At 68.5% G+C, this 23,947-nt stretch carries 19 protein-coding genes; 15 read left to right on the top strand and 4 right to left on the bottom strand.

Annotated elements, in window-relative coordinates; translation table 11 throughout:
* The first annotated feature begins 217 nt into the window (after positions 1 to 217).
* A complete protein-coding gene (locus tag ACMGRF_RS13385) occupies positions 218 to 2,266 on the top strand; it encodes an ATP-dependent DNA helicase (protein WP_262223387.1) in 2,049 nt (682 codons plus the stop codon).
* A 9-nt stretch (positions 2,267 to 2,275) separates the two neighbouring features.
* Positions 2,276 to 2,989: a tRNA (adenosine(37)-N6)-threonylcarbamoyltransferase complex dimerization subunit type 1 TsaB gene (gene tsaB, locus ACMGRF_RS13380; RefSeq protein ID WP_049411606.1), complete on the top strand. Its 714-nt coding sequence runs from the start codon at positions 2,276 to 2,278 to the stop codon at positions 2,987 to 2,989.
* A 374-nt stretch (positions 2,990 to 3,363) separates the two neighbouring features.
* Here the strand turns inward: tsaB and ACMGRF_RS13375 are convergent, their stop codons facing one another.
* Both ACMGRF_RS13375 and gshB read right to left on the bottom strand, forming a co-directional pair.
* Positions 3,364 to 4,248, bottom strand: a complete 885-nt coding sequence (locus tag ACMGRF_RS13375) for an energy transducer TonB (protein ID WP_414485275.1) — start codon at positions 4,246 to 4,248, stop codon at positions 3,364 to 3,366.
* Complete coding sequence (gshB, locus tag ACMGRF_RS13370; RefSeq protein WP_134709577.1) at positions 4,248 to 5,195, bottom strand: glutathione synthase; 948 nt, start codon at positions 5,193 to 5,195, stop codon at positions 4,248 to 4,250. Before gshB ends, ACMGRF_RS13375 begins: the two co-directional genes overlap by 1 nt.
* A 240-nt stretch (positions 5,196 to 5,435) precedes the next feature.
* Between gshB and pilG the strand changes: the two genes are divergently transcribed.
* The 7 genes from pilG (at position 5,436) to ACMGRF_RS13335 (ending at position 17,437) form a co-directional block, all read left to right on the top strand.
* Positions 5,436 to 5,837 (top strand): twitching motility response regulator PilG, encoded by a 402-nt coding sequence (gene pilG / locus ACMGRF_RS13365; protein WP_005418455.1) that lies wholly within the window; start codon positions 5,436 to 5,438, stop codon positions 5,835 to 5,837.
* A gap of 18 nt (positions 5,838 to 5,855) precedes the next feature.
* The gene (locus ACMGRF_RS13360; protein ID WP_005410717.1) at positions 5,856 to 6,218 is read left to right on the top strand and encodes a response regulator; all 363 of its coding nucleotides are present in this window, start codon (positions 5,856 to 5,858) and stop codon (positions 6,216 to 6,218) included.
* Positions 6,218 to 6,748 (top strand): chemotaxis protein CheW, encoded by a 531-nt coding sequence (locus ACMGRF_RS13355; protein WP_049415560.1) that lies wholly within the window; start codon positions 6,218 to 6,220, stop codon positions 6,746 to 6,748. The genes ACMGRF_RS13360 and ACMGRF_RS13355 overlap by 1 nt, the downstream gene beginning before the upstream one ends.
* Positions 6,749 to 6,789: 41 nt before the next feature.
* Positions 6,790 to 8,826 carry a methyl-accepting chemotaxis protein gene (locus ACMGRF_RS13350; RefSeq protein ID WP_049415562.1) on the top strand — a complete coding sequence of 679 codons (2,037 nt, stop codon included), beginning with the start codon at positions 6,790 to 6,792 and terminating at the stop codon, positions 8,824 to 8,826.
* Between the two features lie 100 nt (positions 8,827 to 8,926).
* Complete coding sequence (locus ACMGRF_RS13345; RefSeq protein WP_414485274.1) at positions 8,927 to 15,652, top strand: Hpt domain-containing protein; 6,726 nt, start codon at positions 8,927 to 8,929, stop codon at positions 15,650 to 15,652.
* Positions 15,639 to 16,976 (top strand): chemotaxis protein CheB, encoded by a 1,338-nt coding sequence (locus ACMGRF_RS13340; RefSeq protein ID WP_049415566.1) that lies wholly within the window; start codon positions 15,639 to 15,641, stop codon positions 16,974 to 16,976. The genes ACMGRF_RS13345 and ACMGRF_RS13340 overlap by 14 nt, the downstream gene beginning before the upstream one ends.
* Positions 16,973 to 17,437 carry a chemotaxis protein CheW gene (locus ACMGRF_RS13335; protein ID WP_005418442.1) on the top strand — a complete coding sequence of 155 codons (465 nt, stop codon included), beginning with the start codon at positions 16,973 to 16,975 and terminating at the stop codon, positions 17,435 to 17,437. Before ACMGRF_RS13340 ends, ACMGRF_RS13335 begins: the two co-directional genes overlap by 4 nt.
* A gap of 102 nt (positions 17,438 to 17,539) precedes the next feature.
* Here the strand turns inward: ACMGRF_RS13335 and ACMGRF_RS13330 are convergent, their stop codons facing one another.
* Positions 17,540 to 18,277, bottom strand: a complete 738-nt coding sequence (locus ACMGRF_RS13330) for a 16S rRNA (uracil(1498)-N(3))-methyltransferase (protein WP_099495361.1) — start codon at positions 18,275 to 18,277, stop codon at positions 17,540 to 17,542.
* Entirely contained in the window at positions 18,268 to 19,659 is a 1,392-nt protein-coding gene (gene bioA, locus ACMGRF_RS13325) for an adenosylmethionine--8-amino-7-oxononanoate transaminase (protein WP_414485273.1), read from the bottom strand. Before bioA ends, ACMGRF_RS13330 begins: the two co-directional genes overlap by 10 nt.
* 77 nt (positions 19,660 to 19,736) lie before the next feature.
* Between bioA and nudE the strand changes: the two genes are divergently transcribed.
* From nudE to gcvT, 6 genes are all read left to right on the top strand, one after another.
* Positions 19,737 to 20,300: an ADP compounds hydrolase NudE gene (nudE, locus tag ACMGRF_RS13320; protein WP_005418435.1), complete on the top strand. Its 564-nt coding sequence runs from the start codon at positions 19,737 to 19,739 to the stop codon at positions 20,298 to 20,300.
* Positions 20,297 to 21,100: a 3'(2'),5'-bisphosphate nucleotidase CysQ gene (gene cysQ, locus ACMGRF_RS13315; RefSeq protein WP_414485272.1), complete on the top strand. Its 804-nt coding sequence runs from the start codon at positions 20,297 to 20,299 to the stop codon at positions 21,098 to 21,100. The genes nudE and cysQ overlap by 4 nt, the downstream gene beginning before the upstream one ends.
* 13 nt (positions 21,101 to 21,113) lie before the next feature.
* The gene (gene mazG / locus ACMGRF_RS13310) at positions 21,114 to 21,953 is read left to right on the top strand and encodes a nucleoside triphosphate pyrophosphohydrolase (protein ID WP_414485271.1); all 840 of its coding nucleotides are present in this window, start codon (positions 21,114 to 21,116) and stop codon (positions 21,951 to 21,953) included.
* Positions 21,950 to 22,279, top strand: coding sequence for a YnfA family protein (locus tag ACMGRF_RS13305; RefSeq protein WP_049415583.1), 330 nt, complete (start codon positions 21,950 to 21,952; stop codon positions 22,277 to 22,279). Before mazG ends, ACMGRF_RS13305 begins: the two co-directional genes overlap by 4 nt.
* Positions 22,280 to 22,354: 75 nt before the next feature.
* Entirely contained in the window at positions 22,355 to 22,657 is a 303-nt protein-coding gene (locus tag ACMGRF_RS13300) for a DUF962 domain-containing protein (protein WP_049415586.1), read from the top strand.
* Positions 22,658 to 22,816: 159 nt separating this feature from the next.
* Entirely contained in the window at positions 22,817 to 23,929 is a 1,113-nt protein-coding gene (gene gcvT / locus ACMGRF_RS13295; RefSeq protein WP_049438098.1) for a glycine cleavage system aminomethyltransferase GcvT, read from the top strand.
* Positions 23,930 to 23,947 lie beyond the last annotated feature (18 nt).

Below are 23,947 nucleotides of genomic sequence, written 5' to 3'. Positions count from 1 at the left end.
GAAGGCGGGGCGGGAGGGGCAGGCAGGACCGTTGGCGCCATGGATGGCGCCATCGAGCCCCCATGGACGGGTTTACGGCGTGTCCTGCCTGCCCCTCCCGCCCCGCCAAACACGCAGCAACCCAGAGCCATGAACCACGCTGTTGCTGTTGCCTTTGCCTGCGCTCTGGCTTGAAACGGGTGCCGGGCAGCGCCCGGCCGGGTATCCTTTCCCTCTGATGTCCGACCTTGTCCATGCCAGCCGCGAAGCCCTCAGCGAAGGCGGCGCGCTCGCCTCGCATCTGGATGCCTTCGTCCCGCGTCCGGCACAGCTGCACCTGACCGCAGCCATTGCCGATGCGCTGCAGCAGCGGGACCTGCTGCTGGCCGAGGCCGGTACCGGCACCGGCAAGACCTTCGCTTATCTGGTGCCGGTGCTGCTGTCCGGGCTGCGCACCATCATCTCCACCGGTACCCGCGCGCTGCAGGACCAGCTCTACCACCGCGATCTGCCGCGCGTGCGCCAGGCGCTGGGCGTCGGCCTGCGCAGCGCGCTGCTGAAGGGGCGCGCGAACTACCTGTGCCGCTACCGACTGCAGCAGGCGCGGGGCGAGCCGCGGTTTTCCAGTCCCGAACAGGCTGCGCAGTTCCAGCGCATCCTGGCGTGGTCCGGCCGCTCGGAGTTCGGTGACATCGCCGAACTGGAGGGCCTGGCCGATGACTCGCCGCTGCTGCCGATGGTCACCTCCACTGTCGACAATTGCCTGGGCACCGATTGCCCATTCTGGGACGACTGCTTCGTGGTGCGCGCACGGCAGCGTGCGCAGGCCGCCGACGTGGTGGTGGTCAACCACCACCTGCTGCTGGCCGATCTGGCACTGAAACAGGACGGCTTCGGCGAGTTGCTTCCGGGGGCGCAGGCCTTTGTCATCGACGAGGCACACCAGCTGCCCGAACTGGCAGCGCAGTTCTTCGGCGAAGGTTTCGGCATGCGCCCATGGCAGGAACTGGGTCGCGACTGCCTGGCTGAAGCGCGCGGCGTAGGGGGCGCGCAATCGGCGCTGCAGGAGCCGGTCGACCAGTTGCAACAGGCGTTGCTGGCGTTGCGTTCGGCGATGGAGGGGCTGCCGCCGCGGGGTACGCAGTGGCGTGCGCTGGCCATGCCACAGGTCCGTGACGGCTTCGATACGGTGATGGCGGGGTTGGTGACGCTGGAGCAGGCCTTGCAGCCGCTGCGCGAAGCCGCGGCGGGCCTGGATGCCTGCCATGCGCGGGCGCGCGAGGCGGTGTCGCGGTTGCAGCGCTGGCTGGGCGATGATGAACCCGCTCTCGATTTCGATGCCGATCCGGCGGACCACGCCAGTGCCGCCGATGTGCTCTGGTACGAGCTCACGCCGCGGGGTTTCCGCTGCCAGCGCACGCCGATGGATGTGTCCGGCCCGCTGCGCGAGCACCGCGAGCGCAGCCGCGCGGCATGGATCTTCACCTCGGCCACGCTGACCGTGGGCAATGGATTCGACCACATCGCCACGCGCTTGGGCCTGGACGATCCGCATACCCTGGTCCAGCCGAGTCCGTTCAACTGGCCCGAGCAGGCGTTGTGCTACCTGCCGGAAGGCCTGCCTGATCCGGCCGCACGGGGCTTCGGAACCGCGCTGATCCAGACCCTTCGGCCGGTGCTGCAGGCATCGCAGGGCAGGGCATTCCTGTTGTTCGCCTCGCACCGTGCATTGCGCGAGGCGGCCGAGGCACTGCGCGACGGGCCATGGCCGTTGTTCGTGCAGGGTGAGGCACCGCGCGCGACGCTGCTGCAGCGCTTCCGTGAATCGGGCAATGGCGTGCTGCTGGGCTCGGCCAGCTTCCGCGAGGGCGTGGACGTGGTCGGCGAAGCGCTGAGCGTGGTGATGATCGACAAGCTGCCGTTCGCGGCACCGGACGATCCGGTGTATGAGGCACGCCTGGAGGCGATCCGCAGCCAGGGCGGCAATCCGTTCCGCGACGAACAGTTGCCGCAGGCGGTGATCGCACTGAAGCAGGGGGTCGGTCGCCTGATCCGCAGCGAAAGCGACCGTGGCGTGCTGGTCCTGTGCGATCCGCGCCTGCTCAACCGCGGCTATGGCCGAGTCTTCCTGGATTCACTGCCACCCTTCCGCCGCACCCGCAGCCTGGCCGATGTGCAGGCCTTCTTTACGCCACAATGGGTGCCCGTGGCTGATGATGCGGCTGACCCGGCCGCTGTTGCGCCGGGCCCGGAGCCGGCTCCCGGTGCCACGTTCCCCCTGTTCTGACCTGATCTGATGAAACTGCTTGCCTTTGAAACCGCCACCGAAGCCTGCTCCGTTGCCCTGCATGTCGATGGGCGGGTGCTGGAACGCTTCGAGATCGCCCCGCGCCGGCATGCCGAACTGAGCCTGCCATGGGCCGAGGCGCTGCTGGCCGAAGCCGGCATCAGCCGTCGCCAGCTCGATGGCATCGCGCTCAGTCGCGGCCCGGGGGCGTTCACCGGTGTGCGCCTGGCGATCGCCATCGCCCAGGGCATCGCGTTGGCGTTGGACCGCCCGCTGCTGCCGGTTTCGACGCTGCAGGTGCTGGCGCTGCGGGCACCGGCGGAAGAAACGCAGATCCTGTCGGCGATCGATGCACGAATGGGCGAGCTGTATGTCGCGCGCTTCGAACGCGTGGACGGCCTGCCGGTCGCGCAAGATGCCGAGCGCGTCTGCGCGCCCTCCGTGGTGACGCTGCCGGAAGGAATGCCGGCCTACGGTGTCGGTACCGGTTTCGGCGCGGGCGACGGCGCGCTGGTGGCACAGTTGGGCAGTGGCCTGCGCGGTTTCGATGCTGCGGCATTGCCGCGGGCGTCGGACGTGCTGGCACTGGCGGTGCCGGCGTTCGCGCGTGGTGAGGCGATCGCACCTGAGAAGGTCGAGCCGGCGTACCTGCGCGACAACGTGGCACTGACCCTGGTCGAGCAGCAGGCCGCGCGCGAGGCGAAGGCGAAGGCCAACGGCTGAGCCCCTCGTGGCGGGGTTGGTTGATCGCATAAACCAAACGCCGCGCTTGGCCGGGCGGGGTGGGTTCGCGGGAGACGCCGTAAACCCCCAGTCCGGCCCAGCCGCTGGCGGCTGGGCGTTCGGGCGCTTGCGAAGCAATGCTTCGCAAGCGAAGCGCCCTCACCCATGGGGGCTTGGCCGCGGCTTGCACGTGTGCGCTGTCCTGCGCACACGTGCAAGCCGCGGCTAAGCCTGCACGGACGTACTTGCGGCGTCCCCGCCGCCCGACACCGCCTCGCCACGCTTCAGTACACCAACCGCCGCTGTCGCTGTCGCTGTTGCCGTTGCTCTAGCCTTTCAGCGGGTCCCGGGCCGCAGGCCCGGGCAACAAAACCCTACCGATCGTCGTGCAGGGTGCCACCCGGCAGGAACACCCAGGTACGGGTGACCTGCAGGATGTCGATCTCGTCCTCGGTCTTTGGCAACGGCGGGAATGGCTGCGCCAGCTTCACCACCCGCAGCGCCGCTTCATCCAGCAGCGGCGTTCCGCTTGAACGCAGGATGCGGCTGCTCTCCACGCTGCCATCGCGGCGCACGCCCACGCTGATCACCACCTGGCCGCCGAGCCGTCGCTGCCGGGCCTCGTCCGGGTAATTCAGGTTGCCTATGCGCTCGGCACGGTCGACCCAGGCACGCAGGTAATTGGCATAGGCATATTCACGCGTGCTGGCCGACACGAACTTGCGATTCGGGCGCTTGGCATACTGCGCCGAGCGCAGATGCACTTCGGCCGCCAGTCGCGCCATCTCCACATCGCGCTGCTCACGCGCGCTCAGCGGCGCATCCGGCTCAGGCTGTTCCGGCGTTGGACGGGACTGCGCCTGCGCCACGGTGTCCTCCCCATTGCGGCTGCTGACCACCCGTGCCTGCGGCGGCGGAACCGGCGCGGCCGATTGCTGTTGCTGGGGAACCGGGCTGAGTCCGGATTGCGCCTGCGGCACGATGCCGGCCTGGTTGTCGCGCGGACGCTGTGCGCGGTCGTGCTCGCCACCGCCTTCCTGGTTGGCGGCGGCAAGGAAATCAGCCTGCTTTGGCGTCAGTGCGGTGCGCGTCTGGCTGAAGATCACTTCCAGCGTCGGCACCAGCGGAGCATCGCCTTTCACGGCGAAGCCCACGCCCAGGATCAGCAGGGCGTGGACCAGCACCGACAGTGCGATGGTGGCCCCCAGCCGTTGCGCTTCGCGTGGCGGCGGGGGCAGAACGGCGGGTGCGGACGGCATCAGCGCAGGCCGGCCTCGAGCGCGTCGAACAGGGTGCCGGCAATGTTCAGGCCGTACTGCGCGTCGAGCTCGCGCACGCAGGTCGGGCTGGTCACGTTGACCTCGGTCAGGTAATCGCCGATCACGTCCAGGCCGACGAAGCGCATGCCACGACGCTTCATCTCCGGGCCAACCTGGCCGGTGATCCAGCGGTCACGCTCGCTCAGCGGGCGCCCTTCGCCACGGCCGCCGGCCGCCAGGTTGCCGCGGAACTCGTCACCCTGGGGAATGCGCGCCAGGCAGTAATCGACCGGTTCGCCGTCGACCAGCAGGATGCGCTTGTCGCCGGCGGTGATGTCGGGAATGAACTTCTGGGCCAGCGCCAGCTTGCGGCCGCCGTCGGTCAGGGTCTCCAGGATCACGTTCAGGTTCGGATCGCCCTGGCCGCTGCGGAAAATCGAGCGGCCGCCCATGCCGTCCAGCGGCTTCAGCACGGCTTGGCCGTGTTCGAGGGCGAAGGCCTTCAGCGCCTTGGCATCGCGGCTGACCAGGGTCGGCGGGCAGCACTGCGGGAACAGCAGGGCTGCCAGCTTCTCGTTGTAGTCGCGCAGGCCCTGCGGGTTGTTGACCACGCAGGCACCGGCAGCGGCGGCCACGTCCAGCACCTGGGTGTCGTAGATGTACTCGGCGTCGACCGGCGGGTCCTTGCGCATCAGCACGATCTGGCCGGGCCCGAACTCGGTACGGCTGAACTCACCCAGCTCATACCAGCCCGCCGGGTCGTCGCGCACCTGCAGTGGCGCGGTCCGGGCCACCGCCACGCCACCTTCCAGGGCCAGTCCGCCCGGCCGCACGTAGTGCAGGGCATGGCCGCGGCGCTGGGCTTCCAGCAGCATGGCGAAGGTGGTGTCCTTGGCGATCTTGATGTGGGCGATGGGGTCCATCACCACGATGACGTTCAACGGCATGGGCGCACCTGTCAGGCAAGGCGTTGATGGTAGCGGCAACGCCGGCCGCGCGCCTCCCTGCCATACTGCAACGCAGCGTCCGCCCGGCGGTCGCGCACCCATTGCGAAACCCGTCACGTTCAGGAGGGCGCCATGCCCCGCGCCGTGGGGCGGCCTTGAAGCGGGCGCGGAAAGTGCGATATAGATACGCTTTCGCAGCGGCCCCCGCCAGAGATCGGGCCGTGCGCTTGGGGATAGGCAATGACTGAAAACACGACTGCGGGCGGGGAACTCGCAGGACTCCGGGTGATGGTCATCGATGATTCGAAGACCATCCGCAGGACTGCGGAAACGCTGCTCAAGCGCGAAGGCTGCGAGGTGGTCACCGCCACCGACGGCTTCGAAGCGCTTGCCAAGATCGCAGACCAGCAACCGCAGATCATCTTCGTCGACATCATGATGCCGCGCCTGGACGGGTACCAGACCTGCGCGCTGATCAAGGGCAACCAGCTGTTCAAGGCGACCCCGGTCATCATGCTGTCGTCCAAGGATGGCCTGTTCGACAAGGCGCGGGGACGCATCGTCGGCTCGGAGCAGTACCTGACGAAGCCTTTTACGCGTGAAGAACTGCTGGGTGCCATCCGCACATACGTCAACGCCTGACCAGGGGGGAAAGGCACAATGGCTCGTATCGTCCTGATCGAGGATTCACCGACCGACCGCGCGGTGTTCACCCAGTGGCTGCGCCGTGCCGGCCACGAAGTGCTGGAAGCGGACAATGCCGAGGATGGCCTGCAGCTGGTCCGCGACCAGGTGCCGCAGCTGGTGCTGATGGACGTGGTCCTGCCTGGCATGAGCGGCTTCCAGGCGACCCGTGCGATGGCCCGTGATGCGGCGATCAAGCACATCCCGGTGATCATCGTCAGCACCAAGGCGATGGAAACCGACAAGGCCTGGGGCCTGCGCCAGGGCGCAGCCGATTACATCGTCAAGCCGCCGCGCGAGGATGAACTGATCGCGCGGATCAACGAACTGGTGGCCTGATGCGCTCGCCCTTCGACATCCTTGAAGCCTATGAACGGCGCAGCCTGGCCCATGCGGTGCAGCTGCCCGGAAAGCAGTTTGCTCAGGACCTGTGGCGTGGCGTGGGTTACCGCGTCGGCCAGCGCCGGCTGGTGTCCGATTTCCGTGAAGTGGTGGAAATCGTGCCGATGCCGCCGGTGACCCCGGTACCCTGCGCGCAGCCCTGGCTACTGGGCGTGGGCAACCTGCGCGGCAACCTGTTCCCGGTGGTCGACCTGAAGTACTTCCTGGAAGGCACGCGCACCGTGCAGCAGGAAGGCCAGCGCGTGCTGATCATGCGCCAGGCCGGCGGCGACGTCGCACTGACCATCGATGAACTGTTCGGCCAGCGCAGCTTCGAGCTGGACCAGCAGATCGAAGCGGGCACGCTGGCCGAAGGTCGCTACGGCCATTTCGTTGACCGTGCCTTCCATGCCGACGGCCACGACTGGGGCGTGTTCTCGCTCTCGCTGCTGTCGCGCACCCCTGAATTCCGGCAAGCCGCGGCCTGAGGCCGGGCATCGCCCCCTGCATTGAAGATCGAGGTTGAACGATGAGTACTGCTTCGGACGCCACCAAGACCGGCAAGCTGCGGCTGGGCGGCAGCAACCTGTGGCTGTTCCTGCTGCTGGCATCGATGATCCTGTTCGGCGTCAATACCGGCGTCGCCACCTGGCAGGGCAGCCGCCTTGCCGACGCCGGCTCCAAGGCCGCCGACCTGCAGGTGCTGTCGCAGCAGCTGGCCAACCAGGGACGTGACGCGGTCGGCGGCAACGCCCAGGCCTTCACCGCCTTCAAGGCCACCCGCAACGCGATCGAGCAGAACGTGTCGACCCTGCAGGGACGCTACGGCAAGGAGCCGGGCGTCGCCGGTGCCATCGCCACCCTGGGCGAGACCTGGGCGCCGCTGGGCAAGCAGGCCGGGCAGCTGGTGGCCAGCGAACCGGCCGTGCTGGCGCTGGCCGGCAACGCGAACAACTTCACCGGCGCGGTGCCGGGCCTGCAGGCCCAGCTGAACGAGCTGGTGCGTGCGATGTCCGCTTCCGGCGCGCCGTCGTCGCAGGTGTACAGCGCGCTGCAGCAGGTCGTGGTGGCCGGTTCGATGGCCCGCCGCGTGACCGAAATGCGTGCCGGTGGCAGCGCCGCGGCGACCTCCGGCGATGCGCTGGCACGCGACATCACCGTGTTCTCGCAGGTGCTCGACGGCCTGCGCAACGGCAACGAGGAACTGGGCATCACCGCCGTGCGCGGTGCCGCCGCCGTGGCCGCGCTGGAACAGTCGCAGCAGAAGTGGGAAGCGATGAAGCAGGACGCCGACGCGATCCTGGCCAGCTCGCGCCAGCTGTTCGCCGCGCAGTCCGCTGCCACCGCGCTGGGCCAGGGTTCGGCCCACATGCTGGATGACAGCCGCAAGTTGTTCGATGCGTTCTCCTCGTTCGGCTCGGTATCCGACACCCGCCTGTTCCCGAACTTCTGGATCGGCGTGGTGTCCGGTGCGCTTTCGCTGATCGCGATCATCGGCTTCGTCTCCACCAACGTGCGCAGCCGCTCGCGCGAGCAGGAACTGCGCTACCAGACCCAGGTGGAATTCAACAGCCGCAACCAGCAGGCGATCATGCGGCTGCTGGACGAAATCTCCTCGCTCGGCGAGGGCGACCTGACGGTGAAGGCCTCGGTGACCGAGGACATGACCGGCGCGATCGCCGACGCGATCAACTACGCGGTCGACGAGCTGCGCCACCTGGTGACCACCATCAATGACACCTCGGCCAAGGTCGCGATGTCCACCCAGGAAACGCAGGCCACCGCCATGCAGCTGGCAGAGGCCGCGGGGCACCAGGCCAACCAGATCACCTCGGCTTCGGACCGCATCGGAGAGATCGCGGCGAGCATCGAGCAGGTGTCGCGCAACTCGGCCGAGTCGGCCGACGTGGCACAGCGCTCGGTGGTGATCGCCGCCGAAGGCGCCGGCGTGGTGCGCGAGACCATCCAGGGCATGGACCAGATCCGTGACCAGATCCAGGAAACCTCCAAGCGCATCAAGCGCCTGGGCGAGTCGTCGCAGGAAATCGGCTCGATCGTGGAACTGATCAACGACATTTCCGAGCAGACCAACATCCTGGCGTTGAACGCGGCGGTGCAGGCCGCGTCGGCCGGTGAAGCGGGCCGCGGTTTCGCGGTCGTGGCCGACGAAGTGCAGCGCCTGGCAGAACGCACCTCGGGTGCGACCCGACGCATCGAAAACCTGGTCCAGGCCATTCAGGCCGACACCAACGAAGCGGTCACCTCGATGGAGCAGACCACCGCCGAAGTGGTGTCCGGTGCACGCCTGGCCGAGGATGCCGGCACCGCGCTGACCGAGATCGAGCGCGTGTCCAATGCACTGAACACCCTCATCAAGAACATCTCCATCGCCGCCCAGCAGCAGTCGGCTGCGGCCTCGGACATCACCCGCACCATGGGCGTGATCCGGCAGATCACCGGCCAGACCTCGCAGGGTGCCGGACAGACCGCCGAATCGATCGGCCACCTCGCGCAGCTGGCGGCGGACCTGCGCCGTTCGGTCGCCGACTTCAAGCTGCCGGCGTGACGCGGGCAGGGCGGCGAGCAAGGAACCAGTCGATGAAGCATTTCCATTCCCCACGCCAGAACTCGCGCGGCTTCCGCGCGGCGGCGAACGGAGCGCGTCCATGAGCAGTCTGCGCGATGCGATGAGCCACGCAGCGCTGGGCTGGGTCAAGCCCGAGCTGGACGAGACCCTGCGCCAGGTGCGCAACGAAGTCGAGTACTACGCGGAAGACCCGACCGACGCCAGCCGCATGCGCATCTGCGCCGGCTACCTGCACCAGGTGCAGGGCACCCTGCGCATGGTCGAGCTGTATGCCCCGGCGATGGTGGCCGAAGAACTGGAGCAGCTGGCCAATGCCATCGGCGCCGGCCGCGTGGCCGACCGCGATGAAGCCTGCGCGACCCTGATGCGTGGCAGCGTGCTGCTGCCCGACTACCTGGAACGCCTGCAGAACGGCCATCGCGACATTCCGATCGTGCTGATGCCGCTGCTCAACGAGATCCGTGCGTCGCGCGGCGAAGAAGGCGTCACTGACAGTGTGCTGCTGGCCTTTGCGCCGGACAGCGTCACCGCCACCGAGGCCGAGCTGGACCATGCCCGTGGCAGCCTGAGCGGGCGCAATCGCGAACTGCTCGACACGGTCGGCAGCGCGGTGAAGGAAGAGCTGCTGCGCATCAAGGATGCGCTGGACCTGCACCTGCGTACCGGCGGTGCGCCGGAACAGCTGCAGACCCAGGCCAACGAGCTTGGCGCCGTGGCCGATACGCTGGGCATGATGGGCCTGGGCGTGGCCCGCAGCGTGGTCGTGCAGCAGCGCGATGCGCTGCGCGGCGTGGTCGAAGGTCGCCAGCAGATCGACGAGAACCTGCTGCTGGATATTGCCGGTGCTCTCTTGTACGTCGATGCCTCGCTGGACGACCAGGTTGCCCATCTGGGCGCCGGCGGCAGTGGCGAGGACGACCCGAGCGCGGTCGAGAACCGGCGCACGGTGGAGGTGCTGGCGCACGAAGCCATCGCCAACTTCGCCGCTGCCCGCGAGCATTTCGTCGCCTTCATCGAAACCAGCTGGAACCATGCCGAGCTGCAGGATGTGCCACGCCTGCTGGGCGATGTGTCCGGCGCGCTGCGCATGCTCGACCTGGGTACCGCCGCCGATTACCTGCGTGGCGTGCAGCAGTACATCGAGGCCGAACTGATCGGCCGCCAGCGCGTGCCCAGCGGCCGCCAGCTGGACACCCTGGCCGATGCCATGGCCAGCCTGGAGTACTACCTGGAAGCGCTGCGCGACCGCCGCCCGGGCCGCGAGGACATCCTCGAAATCACCCGCAGCAGCCTCGAGGCTCTGCGCTACTGGCCGCTGCCGGAGCACAATGCCGTCGCGCCGGAAGCGCCGGCACTGCTGCCGGTCGAACGTGAGCCGGTTGCGTTGCAGGCTGAGCCGCTGCAGCCGGAGCGCATCGAGGTTCCAGTGCAGCCTGCGGCGCCCACTGCCGGCGACGTGCCGGTGCCACTGCCGGACTTCACCTTCGATCCGCCGCCGGCCTCGCCGGCGCCGATGGTGTCCGACAACCGCCTGATGTTCGGCGCACTGGGCACCGTGGCAGCCGTGGCCGCCAGCACGGCTGATACCGATGCTTCGCCGTTGCCGACGCACGACGATGCGGAGGCATCGCTGGTCTTCGCGGCGTCCAGCGCACCTGCGCCGGATGTCCCACAGTGGGAGCTGGCGCCGTTCCATCCGGCGGCCGACGCCATCGCGCCTGCCGATGACGAGCGCAGCCCGACCTTCGCCAGTTTCGATCCGGTCAGCTTCGAACTGGCCGACGGTGATCACTCCGGTGCACCGCAGTGGTCGCTGTCCGAGGCGCCGCAGATGCTTGAGGAGACCGCAGCGCCGTCGATCAGTGAGACGACGGACGCGGTGGCTTCATCGGGGGCCGCTTTCGATGCTGCACCGGTGTTCGACCCGGTGGCAGCCGAACAGGATGCGGCTGCCGTCGCCGACGACGTGGTGTTCCGCTTCGATGCCGACGCGCTGGACAACGCTGACGACGTGCTGTCGCTGCATGCAATGGAAATGCTGTCGCTGGATGATGATGCCCGCTTGCAGCCGTCGCTGGAGATCGTCGATGCCGTGGCGCCGCCGCTGGCCGATGCATCGCTTGGCGCGCTGGTCGAGGTGGATCAGGCCCCGGATGAGCTGACGGTACCGTCGATCACGCCGCCGTTGATCGATGCGCCCATCCCGGCGGCGGAAACCTCCGCTCCGGCCGTGTCGGTGATCGATATCGACACCATCGCGCCGATCGATTTCAGCGAAGCCGATGCCCAGTTCTTCGCCGAGCTGAGTGCGGCCGCTGCCGGCTTCAATCCACAGGCGATGGCCGCTGCGGCAGCGCCGGAGGCAGTGGATTCGGCCGTTGCCGGGACCGACGCCGACACCAATGCGGGCTTCGACGCCGGCTTTGACGACGATGCCGAGAACATCGACGAGGACATCCGCGAGGTGTTCCTGGAAGAGTTCGATGACGAGCTGGCCAATCTCGGCACGCTGCTGCCGGCATGGCGGATGCAGCCGGACAACATGGACCGGCTGCGCCCGATCCGCCGCATCTTCCATACCCTCAAGGGTAGCGGCCGCCTGGTCGGCGCACGCACCCTGGGTGAGTTCGCGTGGAAGATCGAAGGCATGCTCAACCGCGTGCTGGATGGCAGCCGCGCCGCGTCCCCCGCCGTGCTGGCGATGGTCGACAACGCGCATGCGGCGCTGCCCCAGCTGAACGCGGCGCTGCGCCATGGCCAGCGCATCAGCGTCGACCTGCAGGCCATGCAGGCCATCGCCGATCGTGTCGGTGCAGGCGAGGAAACCTACTACGTACCCCTGCCTGGGGCCACTGCACCGGTTGCACCGGTGGCCGAAGCCGAAGGCGAAGACGAGATCAGCCGCATTCTCGACGCGGAGATGGCCGCTTCGGCGCTGGCCGATACCGCCGAGGAGGCCGAAGCCACCGGCACGCCGGCCAACATCGACAGCGTGCTGCGCGAGATTCTCGAGGCCGAGGTGGAAGTCCACCAGGCCACCCTGCAGGACTGGCTGCGTTCGGCGCAGCAGGCACCGCAGCCGGTCAGCGACGCCCTCCTGCGCGCAGTGCACACCATGAACGGCGCCTTCGCGATGACCGAAGTGCCCGAGATCACGGCTGTAACCGGCGGTGCCGAGTCCTACATCAAGCGTGCACTGGCCGCCGAAGTGGTGCCGGGTGATGAAGGCGTGGCCGCGCTGGATGCGACCGCGCAGGCGATCACCGCCACCATGGAAGCGCTGCAGGCCGAACAGCCGCGCATCGCACCGCTACAGGTACTGGCACAGCGCCTGCAGGCGCTGGCCAGCGAGTTGCCGGAAGCGCGCTGGCCGATGGTGGGCCTGGAGGACGACGAAGCCGAGCTGGCGCTGGATGACGAACCGGCGGCGGAACGGGATGCGGACGCCTTGGCAGCCGTCGCGCCTGAAACCGATGCGGTACCGCCTTCGTTCGTCGTGCCGGAGCAGGAACCACAGGCAGTTGTCGATGCCGCCGAAGCCCCGGTCGAGGATGCGGCGATCGAGGGCGAGGGCGGGCTGGAGGTCGGTGAGCTGACCGCCAGCGACGATCTTTCGCGCTACTTCGATGCCGGATGGCCGTCGGTACCGGGTGAGGGAGCGGCGTCGCTACCGGTGGTCGAATCGATCCGGGTGGCCGACGATGCTCCGGGCGTTGAGGTAGACGGTGTCGAGGCGGAGGCCGAAAGCGCGCCGCTGTTGTCCGACGATGCCGGTTTGACCGTCGTGGACGATCTGTCGCCGTACCTGGATGCCAGTGCGCTGCCGGTCGACGACCGCGATGCCGAAGAGATTCCTGATGCTGTCGAAACCGTCGCATCTGACCTGAATGCGTCCTCGTTCGATCACGTGCACGTCGCGGACGCTGAGGCATTCGAGACGCCTGCTGCACTGCCACTCGACAGCGAGCTGTCGAGCCTGCAGGATGAAATGGCTGCGCCGGGGTTTGCAGAACCGGTCTCGCTGGACGCCGCGCTCGAGGCCGGCCTGCACGTGATCGACGAAGAGCAGCCCCTGGCCGACGACGGGCAATGGTCCGTGCTCGGCCTGCAGGCCAGCGAACTCGCGCCGGGCGAGGCGGAAGCCTTTGCCGAGGATGCGGACGTCGGCGGGGAGGCGGCGATCGGTGAAGGAGAGAGCGCCGATCAGCCGTCCCCGGCGACGGTGAATGAGGTGATCGCGGAGGCCGCGGCGCCGGCCACCGCCGGGCCGGTGCGGTTCTTCGAACTGGAAGACGCGCCGGGCCAGGTGCAAGTCCACGCCGAAGGTGCCGATGCCGATACCGTGTCGGATGCCCCGGCCGTTGGCGCGCCTGGCGCCGACGTGGCTGATGTCGTGGCACCCGACGTCCTTGACATCCCGGCGCCGGAAGACAGCGCTGATACGCTCGACTTCAGCGTCTACGATCGCGAGCTGGTCGACATCTTCGTCGAGGAAGGCAAGGACCTGCTCGACCACTGCGATGGCCTGATCAGCGAGCTGCGCGATGCGCCGCAGGACCGCGAGGTGCTGGCCGGCCTGCAGCGTGACCTGCATACCCTGAAGGGTGGCGCACGCATGGCCGGCATCAACGCCATCGGCGATCTTGGCCACAGCATCGAATCGTTGCTGGAAGCCGTCGCCGCTGGTCGCACCGAGATCGAACGCCGCGATGTGCAGTTGCTGGAGCGCGGATTCGATCGCCTGCACCAGCTGCTCACCCGCACCGGCAACCACCGCGTGGTGGAACCGGCGCAGGACCTGGTCGACGCGTTCGAAGTGCGTACCACCACCGATATCGCTGCGGCGGCTGCTGCAGCCGCAGCCAACGTGGCGAGCGTCGCAGAAGCCACTTCGGCACCGGTTGCCAGCCCGGCACCGCCGCTGCTTGATGCGCCGTTGTCGGCACCGCTGCCGGCCGAAGGCGTGGTCGATGAAGATCCGCTGGCACGCCCGCAGCAGGAACAGGTGCGCGTGCGCGCGGATCTGCTCGACCGCCTGGTCAACCATGCCGGTGAGGTGGCGATCTACCGCTCGCGCCTGGAGCAGCAGCTCGGTGCCTTCCGAGGCGCGATGGGCGAACTGGAGCGCACCAACGCGCGTCTGCGCGACCAGCTGCGCCGCCTGGACCTGGAAACCGAAGCGCAGATCGTCGCCCGCTACCAGCGTGAGCAGGACCAGGCCGATCAGAAGTTCGATCCGCTGGAACTGGACCGCTTCTCCACGCTGCAACAGCTCAGCCGTGCGCTGAACGAATCGGCGGCCGATCTCGGGGGCCTGCAGGGCGTGCTCGACGATCTGTCACGCCAGTACGATTCGCTGCTGCAACAGCAGTCGCGCGTCAGCTCCGAGCTGCAGGACGGCCTGATGCGCGCGCGCATGGTGCCGTTCGATGGCCTGGTGCCGCGCCTGCGCCGCGTGGTCCGCCAGTCCGGCATGGATACCGGCAAGCAGGTGCACCTGACCCTGGAGGGCACCCACGGCGAACTGGACCGCAATGTCCTCGACCGCATGGTCGCGCCGCTCGAACACATGCTGCGCAACTCCGTGGCCCACGGCCTGGAAGCGCCGGAACAGCGTCGCGCCGCCGGCAAGCCCGAAGAGGGCGAAGTCGCCATCCGCCTGCACCGTGAAGGCTCGGAAATCGTGCTGGAAGTGGCCGATGACGGTGCTGGCCTGGACCGTGAAGCTATCCGCCGCCGCGCCATCGACCGTGGCCTGTTGGCCGCCGATGCGCAGCCCAGCGAGCAGGAACTGGACAACCTGATCTTCGCCTCCGGTTTCTCCACCGCCGACCAGGTCAGCCAGCTGGCCGGTCGTGGCGTGGGCATGGACGTGGTGCGCAACGAAGTGCGCCAGCTGGGCGGCTCGGTCGACATCCAGTCGGTGCGCGGCCAAGGCGTGCGCTTCACCCTGCGCCTGCCGCAGACGCTGGCCGTCACCCAAGCGGTGTTCGTGCAGATCGGCGAGACCACCTTCGCCGTGCCGGTGGCCTCGGTCAGCGGTATCGGCCGCCTGTCGCGCGAACGTTTCGAGGCCGCCGACAGCAGCTACCGCTACAGCGGCGAAGACTATCCGTTGTATGACCTCGGCAGCCTGGTCGGGCAGGCTCCGGCGCGTGCCGATGGCCAGGACCAGGTGCCGCTGCTGCTGGTCCGAGCCGGTGACCTGCGCGCGGCCGTGGCGATCGACCAGGTGCTGGGCAACCGCGAAATCGTGGTCAAGCCGGTCGGCCTGCAGATCGCATCGGTACCGGGCATCTACGGTGCCACCATCACCGGCGATGGCCGCGTGGTGGTGATCCTGGACGTCGCGCCGCTGGTGCGCCGCTTCCTGGCCAATCCGACGGCACCGGTGCTGGCCAATGCGCCGCGCGACGAACGCCAGGTGCCGCTGGTGATGGTGGTCGATGACTCGCTGACCATGCGCAAGGTGACCGGCCGCATCCTCGAACGCCACAACTTCGAAGTCAGTGTCGCCCGCGATGGCGTGGAAGCACTGGAGCGGTTGGAAGAGCGCGTGCCGGACCTGATGTTGCTGGACATCGAGATGCCGCGCATGGACGGCTACGAGCTGGCCACTGTGATGCGTGCCGATCCTCGCTACAGGGATGTGCCGATCGTGATGATCACCTCGCGCAGCGGCGACAAGCACCGCCAGCGTGCCTTCGAGATTGGTGTCCAGCGTTATCTGGGCAAGCCGTACCAGGAACTGGACCTGATGCGTAACGTGTACGACCTGCTGGGGATCGCCCGTGTCCGTGAGTGAAACCCATCCGGCCCCGGCCGTCGCCCTGCTGGCCCGCCCCGGTGCGGCGCGTGAACGCCTGCGCGAGGCGCTGGCGCATGCCGATGTACAGCTGGTCCTGGAAGATGATCCGAACGGCCTGGAGCCGCAGGCCCTGCAGGCCGCGGATCCGCAGTTCGTGGTGATCGCGCTGGAAGCGGCCATCGAGGACGCACTGGAACGGTTGGAAGCCGTGCTCTCGGCACCGGGGCTGACCCTGGTGTTCGATGAGGCGGAGCTGGCCGCCCGCCGCGACGGCTGGGAGGCGCAACGTTGGGGGCGCCACCTGGCCGCCAAGCTGCACGGCCACCAGCAGGTGTTGCCGCCGGGCGCCGAAGAAGAGCCCAGCCTGCAGCTGGAGCCTGGCCACCCGGCGCCCGCGCCGGCGCCGCAGGAAGAAGCCCTGCGGCCGCATCTGGAACAGGCGCTGAGCTGGGCCGATGACGTTCCGGCCGACGGCCTGTATTCGCCACCGGCAGACCTGCACGAACCGATCGCGCTGGAGCAGGCCCTGGCGGCGCTGCAGCCGGTCGTGCCCGAGCCTCTCGATCCGCCTTCGGCGCCGCAGGCACTGGCCGAACCGGCGGCGCCCGCGACACCGCCGGTCTCCTTCGATCACACCGCCTGGTCGCTGGTCGAAGAATCGATCGAAGCACCGGTATCGGCAGAAGCCGTGGCGTCGGTCGTCGCGCCGCAGCCCTCGTTCGATACCGATCATTTGAGCCTGGTCGATCTGGATGCCGCCGCCCCGGCCGGTGCGCGTGCCGCATCGCTGCTGGTGCTGGCCGGCATCGGTGGCCCGGATGCGTTGCGTCGCCTGCTCGGCGCACTGCCCGCGTCGTTGAGCGTGCCGGTCCTGGTGCACATGCGTCTGGATGGTGGCCGCTACGGCAACCTGGTCAAGCAGATGTCCCGTGTTTCGCCGTTGCCGGTGCAGCTGGCCGAGGCCGGCCAGCACGCGGTGCCGGGCGAGGTGCACGTGCTGGCCGATGATATCGGCGTGCGCGCGGCCAGCGATGGCCTGCATTTCCAGAGCGATGCCAATGGTATTTCGCTCGCTTCGCTGCCGGCCGAACACACCGCGCTGGTGCTGCTCAGCGGTGCCGACCTGGCCCACGTAGGCCCGGCGCTGGACCTGGCGGCCGCCGGTGCGTGGGTGGCCGGGCAGGTGGGCGAGGGCTGCTATGACCCGGCGGCGGCCACCGCCGTGGTGGCTGCCGGCATGGTGGCCGGTGAACCGCAGGAACTGGCGCAGGCAATTGCCGCGCGCTGGGGTGAGCAGGACGACAACGGAGAGGCACCATGAGCTACGCCAGCAATGACGAAATCCGCGGCGTCCTGATCCAGGCCGGCAACGAGCGCGTACTGCTGCCCAATGCCACCGTGGCCGAAATGATGTCGCGCGTGCCGGTGCAGCCGGTCTCCGATGCGCCGCGCTGGCTGGTTGGCGAGATCGGCTGGCACGGCTGGCAGGTGCCGCTGGTGTCGTTCGCACGCCTTTCGGGGCTGGGCGAAGAGACGGTGGCCGGCCACAACAAGGTGGTGGTGCTGAAGTCCCTCAGCGGCAACGCGCAGCGCCCGTACTACGCGCTGCTGACGCAGAACTTCCCGCAGCTGATCTCGGTGCCACGCGATGGCCTGCTGGCCGACGCCTCCGAAGAAACCCTGCCGCAGACCGTGCACATGCGCGTGCTGCTGGGTGAGCAGAGTGCGCTGCTGCCGAACCTGGATGCGTTGGAAGCGGCGCTGGATTCGCTGGCGGCTTGATCGCGATTCCGCCGGTCGGATCCCCGCTAGTGCCGGCCGCTGGCCGGCAACCCCATGATCCCGTGGATGCCGGCCAGCGGCCGGCACTACCACGAAGCAGCCTTACCCCAGATCGCCCAACCGCGCCTGCAACGCCGCGACAGCGGCCAGCCCGGCCGTTTCCGTGCGCAGGATCCGCGGGCCCAGCTGCAGTCCCTGGAACCCTGCCGCTGCCAGCTGGTCGCGGTCGCGCGGCGACCAGCCCCCTTCCGGGCCGATTGCAATCACGATACCGCCAGCGGGAGCGGCTCCCAGCGTCGACAGGCGATGTGCTCCCTGCGGATCCAGGGTCAGCCGCAGCGAATCGGCTGGCAGCGCCGCCGCAGCCTGTGCCAGCGACAGCGGGGATCCTACCGGCGGAATGCGCGCACGCCCGGACTGGCCGCAGGCCGAGGTCACCACGTTGTTCCAGTGCGCCACGCGCTTCTCGGCCCGTGCTGGATCGAGTTTCACCTCGGTGCGCTCGGCGTTGACCGGAATGATCGCCGCCACGCCCAGTTCGGTGGCCTTCTGCAGGATCAGGTCCATCTTCTCGCCACGGGCGATGCCCTGCAGCAGGGTGATCGCCAGCGGTGATTCATTGTCAATGGCCTGCATGGCGTCGATGCGCACCTGCACCTCGCGCTTGCCGGCCACGGTCAGCGTCGCGCTGTAGTCATGGCCGTCGCCGTTGAACAGCACGCAGGTGTCTCCCTCGCGCAGGCGCATCACCCGCACCAGGTGGTTGGCCGTCTCTTCCGGCAGGGTCACGGTCTGGCCGCTGTGCAGCGCCAGGTCGATGGGGCAGCGGGTCACGCGCATGCAATCGCCTCGTCGATGGCCGCCAGCGTGGTGTGTGCCAGCAGCTCCAGTTGTTCGTCATCCACGCAGTAGGGTGGCATCCAGTACAGCACGTCGCCCAGCGGGCGCAGCACCACGCCGCGCTTGAGGGCGGCCTTGTAGGCGTGCAGGCCCAGCCGCAGGCCCGGGTCGAACGGCGTGCGCCTGTTGCCGTCGCGCGACAGCTCGAAGGCCACCACCATGCCGGCCTGGCGCACGTCGGCCACGTGTGGATGGTCGGCAAACGGTGCCGCCAGCGTGCCCATCACCGAGGCGATGCCCCGGTTGCGCGCAATCACATCGTCGTCGCGGAAGATGTCCAGCGTCGCCAGTGCCGCCGCGCAGGCCAGCGGATTGCCGGTGTAACTGTGCGAATGCAGGAAGGCGCGCTCGCGCGAGTCGTCGAGGAAGGCGTCATACAGCGCCTGCGTCGCCAGCACGGCGGCCAGTGGCAGGAAGCCGCCGGTCAGGCCTTTGGACAGGCACATCAGGTCCGGCATCACCCCTGCCTGCTCGCAGGCGAACAGGGTGCCGGTGCGGCCGAAGCCGGTGGCGATCTCGTCGGCGATCATGAACGCGCCATGGGCATCGCACAGTTCGCGCACGCGCTGCAGATAGACCGGGTCATGCATGCGCATGCCGCCGGCACACTGCAGGCGCGGTTCCAGGATCACCGCGCAGATCTCGCCCGGATGCTGGTCGAACAGCGTGGCCAGGCCGTCGGCAGCCTGCCGCGCGCGGTCGGCCGCGCTCTGGCCGGGTTCGGCCAGGTAGGCATCGGGCGACGGCGCGAACAGCCCTTTGGCCAGCAGCGGCGCATAGACGCGGCGATACAGCGGGATGTCACCCAGCGCCAGCGCGCCCAGGGTCTCGCCGTGGTAGCCGTTTTCCAGTGCAATGAAACGCGTGCGCCGCGGCTGCCCACGGTTCTGGAAATACTGGAAGGCCATCTTCAGCGCCACTTCCACGCCGGCCGAGCCGTTGTCGGCGTAGAACACCTTGGCCAGCGGCTCGCGGCCGGGCTGGCGTGGTGCCAATGCCAGCAGGCGTTCGGCCAGCGTGATGGCCGGCTCATGGCTGAAGCCGGCCAGCATCACCTGTTCCAGCTGCGTGGCCTGGGTGGCAATGGCACCGCCGATGCGCGGTTCGGCATGACCGAACAGGTTGGTCCACCAGCTGCTGACGGCGTCCAGATAGCGGTGGCCGTCGTGGTCGATCAGCCACGCGCCTTCGCCACGGGCGATCGGCACCAGCGGCAGGGTGTCCGGATGCTCACGCATCTGCGTGCACGGGTGCCACAGCACCTGCAGGTCGCGCTGCCGCCAGTGGCGGGCCAGCGGGGAGGGGGTCGGGTCTGCTAGCATTTCGGGCTCATGAACATGTTGCTGCCTGCACATTCTATCGGCCCCGGCGCAGCCGCCGGTCGCCGCGGAGATTCCGCATGAACGATGACCGTGCCGGCCGTCGCTTGCCGATCATCCATCGGATCACCGATGAGGAGAACGGCCCCTTCCAGCGCCAGCATCTGGACCTGGAATTCTCCAACGGTGAACGTCGCCGTTTCGAGCGCCTGGTCAGCCGTGGTCACGGTGCAGTGGTGGTGGTGCCGATGCTCGACGATGAAACCGTGCTGCTGGTGCGTGAATACGCCGCCGGCATGCATCGTTACGAACTGGGGCTGGTGAAGGGCAGGATCGACGCCGGCGAGACCCCCGAGCAGGCGGCCGACCGCGAACTGAAGGAAGAGGCCGGTTATGGTGCGCGCCGGGTCGACGTGCTGCGCGCGATGACCCTGGCCCCGACCTACATGAGCCACCAGTCGTGGCTGGTGGTGGCGCGCGACCTGTACCCGGAAAAGCTGGCCGGCGACGAGCCGGAAGAACTGGAAGTGGTGCCGTGGAAGCTGGCCGAACTGGACCAGCTGATGTTGCGCGAGGACTTCTCCGAGGGACGTTCGCTGGCGGCGCTGTTCATTGCCCGCCAGTGGCTGCAGGGAACGCGATGATCAAGCTGACGACGGACCTGCGCGAGACCGCCATCGCCATCGCCCAGCAGGCCGGCCAAGCCATCATGCAGGTGTATGCCGATGGTTTCGAGGTCCAGATCAAGGACGACAACAGCCCGGTCACCGCGGCCGACCTGGCGGCCAACCAGGTCATTGAGCTGGGCCTGCGGCAGCTGACACCGGACCTGCCGATCCTGTCCGAGGAATCGGCGCAGGTGGGCTGGGAGCAGCGTCGCCATTGGGGCGCTTACTGGCTGGTGGATCCGCTCGACGGTACCCGCGAGTTCGTCAAGCGCAACGGCGAATTCAGCGTCAACATCGCCTTGATCTACCAGGGGGCGCCGGCATTCGGCGTGGTGCTGGCGCCGGTCACCGGCATTGTCTGGCATGCCATGCGCGGCGAACTGGCCTATCGGCGGCAGGGCCTGCATGACACCGTGCTGCGCACCCGCACGCCGGCCTCCGCCCCGTTGCGCGTCGCCGCCAGCCGCTCGCACCGTTCGCCGGAAACCGAGGCGCTGCTGGCGCGCATGGGCCGCATCGAGACCATCGCGCAGGGCTCGTCGCTGAAATTCTGCCGGATCGCCGAAGGCGGCCTGGATGTCTATCCGCGGCTGGGCCCGACCTCTGAATGGGATACGGCCGCCGGCCAGTGCGTGCTGCATGCCGCCGGCGGCGCGGTGCTGTCGGCGGCGACCGGCAAGCCGTTCCGCTACAACCGCCGCGAGAGCCTGTTGAACGGCGATTTCATTGCCCTTGGTGATACCAGCCTGCCATGGCGCGACTGGTTGTCCGACTGATCCTGGAGGCCGCATGAGCGCGCACGACACCCCCACCACCGGCAGCGCCGCAAGCAACGAACTGGAGCGCCTGCTGGCGATCATGGCGCGGCTGCGCGACCCGCAGGGCGGCTGCCCGTGGGATCTGGAGCAGAACTTCGCGACCATCGCCCCCTACACCATCGAAGAAGCCTATGAGGTCGCCGATGCGATCGACCGCGGCGACCTGGACGATCTCTGCGACGAGCTGGGCGACCTGCTGCTGCAGGTGGTATTCCATGCGCGCATGGCCGAGGAGCAGGGCGCGTTCGGCTTCGCCGAGGTCGCCCGCGCGATCAGCGACAAGATGCAGCGCCGCCACCCGCACGTGTTCGCCGATGTCAGCGTGGACGATGCGGACGGGGTGACGCGCAACTGGGAGGTGATCAAGCGCACCGAGCGTGCCGCCAAGGGCGAGCAGGACACCTCCGCACTGGCCGGTATCTCGCGCGGCCTGCCGGAATGGCAGCGGGCGGTGAAGCTGCAGTCGCGCGCGGCCAAGGTCGGTTTCGACTGGCCGGGCCCGCTGCCGGTGCTGGACAAGGCGGCCGAGGAGCTGCAGGAGCTGCGCGAGGAGTTCGAACGCGGCGATGTCGCGGGCAACAAGGCGCGCCTGCAGGAAGAACTGGGCGACCTGCTGTTCGTCTGCGCGAACCTGGCGCGTCATGCCGATATCGATCTGGGCGCTGCACTGCGCGGTGCCAACCACAAGTTCGAGCGTCGCTTCCGCGCGATGGAAGCGCAGGCCGACGCACAGGGTGAGGCGTTGGCCGCATTGGACCTGGATGCGCAGGAAGCACTGTGGCAGCAGGCCAAGGCAGCAGAGAAGGCGTGAAAACGCTCGGCCTGTTCCTGCTGACCGCGCTGGCCGAGATCGTCGGCTGCTACCTGCCATGGTTGTGGCTGCGCAAGGGAGGCAGCGTCTGGCTGCTGCTGCCGGCGGCGGCCAGCCTGGCCCTGTTCGCCTGGCTGCTGACCCTGCACCCGACGGCCAGCGGACGGGTCTATGCCGCCTACGGTGGCGTGTACATCGGCACCGCGCTGTTCTGGCTGTGGCTGGTCGAAGGCATTCGTCCCAGCCGCTGGGACCTGCTGGGCGCAGCGCTGTGCCTGGCCGGCATGGCGGTGATCATGTTCGGGCCGCGCACGCCTTCGGTGTAGAGCCGGGCATGGCTCGGCGCAACAAGGTCAGCGATGGCGCATGATGGGGGCGCCCCTGGCCCCCGGAGCACGCACATGTCCCGCTTCGCCAGCTTCCGCGAGTTCTATCCGTTCTATCTCAGCGAGCACCGCCACCCGGTCTCGCGGCGCCTGCATTTCATCGGCAGTTGCGGGGTCCTGCTGCTGGTCGCCACTGCCTTGTTGCGTGGCCAGCCGCTGTTCCTGCTCGGCGCCCTGTTCTGCGGCTACGGGTTCGCCTGGGTCGGCCATTTTTTCTTCGAGAAGAACAGACCGGCGACGTTCCGCCATCCGCTGTACTCGTTCATGGGTGACTGGGTGATGTTCCTCGACATCCTGCGTGGGCGGGTGCGCCTGTAGCGGGCGGCCCCGGTGCTTTGCGGGCATTGCCTCGCCGGCAGAGGAAAGGGCCCGGCGGGCCGCGCTTCCGCTTCCACGAACCGCTGCGCTGCGGCACGCCTGCGGGCGGCCGATCTGGGATAATGGGGTTTCTTGTTTCCTCTGCTGCCGGACCCGGTCATGACCCAGAAGACGCTGCTCAACGATACCCACCGCGCCCTTGGCGCCAAGATGGTCGATTTCGGGGGCTGGGACATGCCCATCCACTACGGCTCGCAGCTGGACGAGCACCATCTGGTGCGCCGTGAGTCCGGCGTGTTCGACGTCAGCCACATGACGGTGGTCGACCTGCGTGGTGACCAGGTCAAGCCGTTCCTGCGCCGCCTGCTGGCCAACTCGGTCGACAAGCTGAAGGTGACCGGCAAGGCACTGTACTCGTGCATGCTGAATCCGCGCGGCGGCGTCATCGACGACCTGATCGTCTACTACCTGGGCGACGACTTCTTCCGCATGGTGGTCAACGCCTCTACCCGCGAGAAGGACCTGGCCTGGCTGCGCGAGCAGGCTGCGCCGTTCGGCGTCGCCGTCGAGCAGCGCCCGGACCTGGCCATCCTCGCCGTGCAGGGCCCGCAGGCGCGCGACATCGTGATCGGCCTGGCCCGCGAAGCCGACCGCGCAGCGTTGACCAAGCTGGGCCGCTTCGCCGCCCTGCAGGTGCAGTCCGATGACGGCGTCGAGCTGTTCGTCGCGCGCACCGGCTACACCGGTGAAGATGGTTTCGAGATCCTGCTTCCGCAGGACGCCGTGGTCGCCTTCTGGAACCGCCTGCTGGCGGCGGGCGTGAAGCCGGCCGGCCTTGGCGCGCGCGACACCCTGCGCCTGGAAGCGGGCATGAACCTGTACGGCCAGGACATGGACGAAGAGATCAGCCCGTACGAAGCGGCGCTGGCCTGGACCGTGTCGCTGGACGAAGGCCGCGACTTCATCGGCCGCGACGTGCTGGAGGCGCAGAAGAGCGCCGGCACCGCGCGCCAGATGATCGGCCTGGTGATGGACGAGAAGGGCGTGCTGCGCCACGGCCAGACGGTCACCACGGCCAGCGGCCAGGGCGAGATCCTGTCCGGCACCTTCTCGCCGACGCTGGCCAAGGGCATCGCCTTCGCCCGCGTGCCGGCCGGTGAACTCGGCGAGGTCACCGTCGACATCCGCGGCCGTCAGGTGCCGGTGCGGGTGGTCAAGTTCCCGTTCGTTCGGGAAGGCCAGGCGCAGCCCGGCGTGCTGGCCGACGCCTGATCCTTACGTGCCGGTCGT

The sequence above is a fragment of the Stenotrophomonas sp. EMP41 genome (assembly GCF_047495535.1).
GTDB lineage: Bacteria > Pseudomonadota > Gammaproteobacteria > Xanthomonadales > Xanthomonadaceae > Stenotrophomonas > Stenotrophomonas sepilia.
The sequence above is the reverse complement of the archived record's forward strand: the minus strand, read 5'-3'. Positions and strand labels throughout refer to the sequence as shown.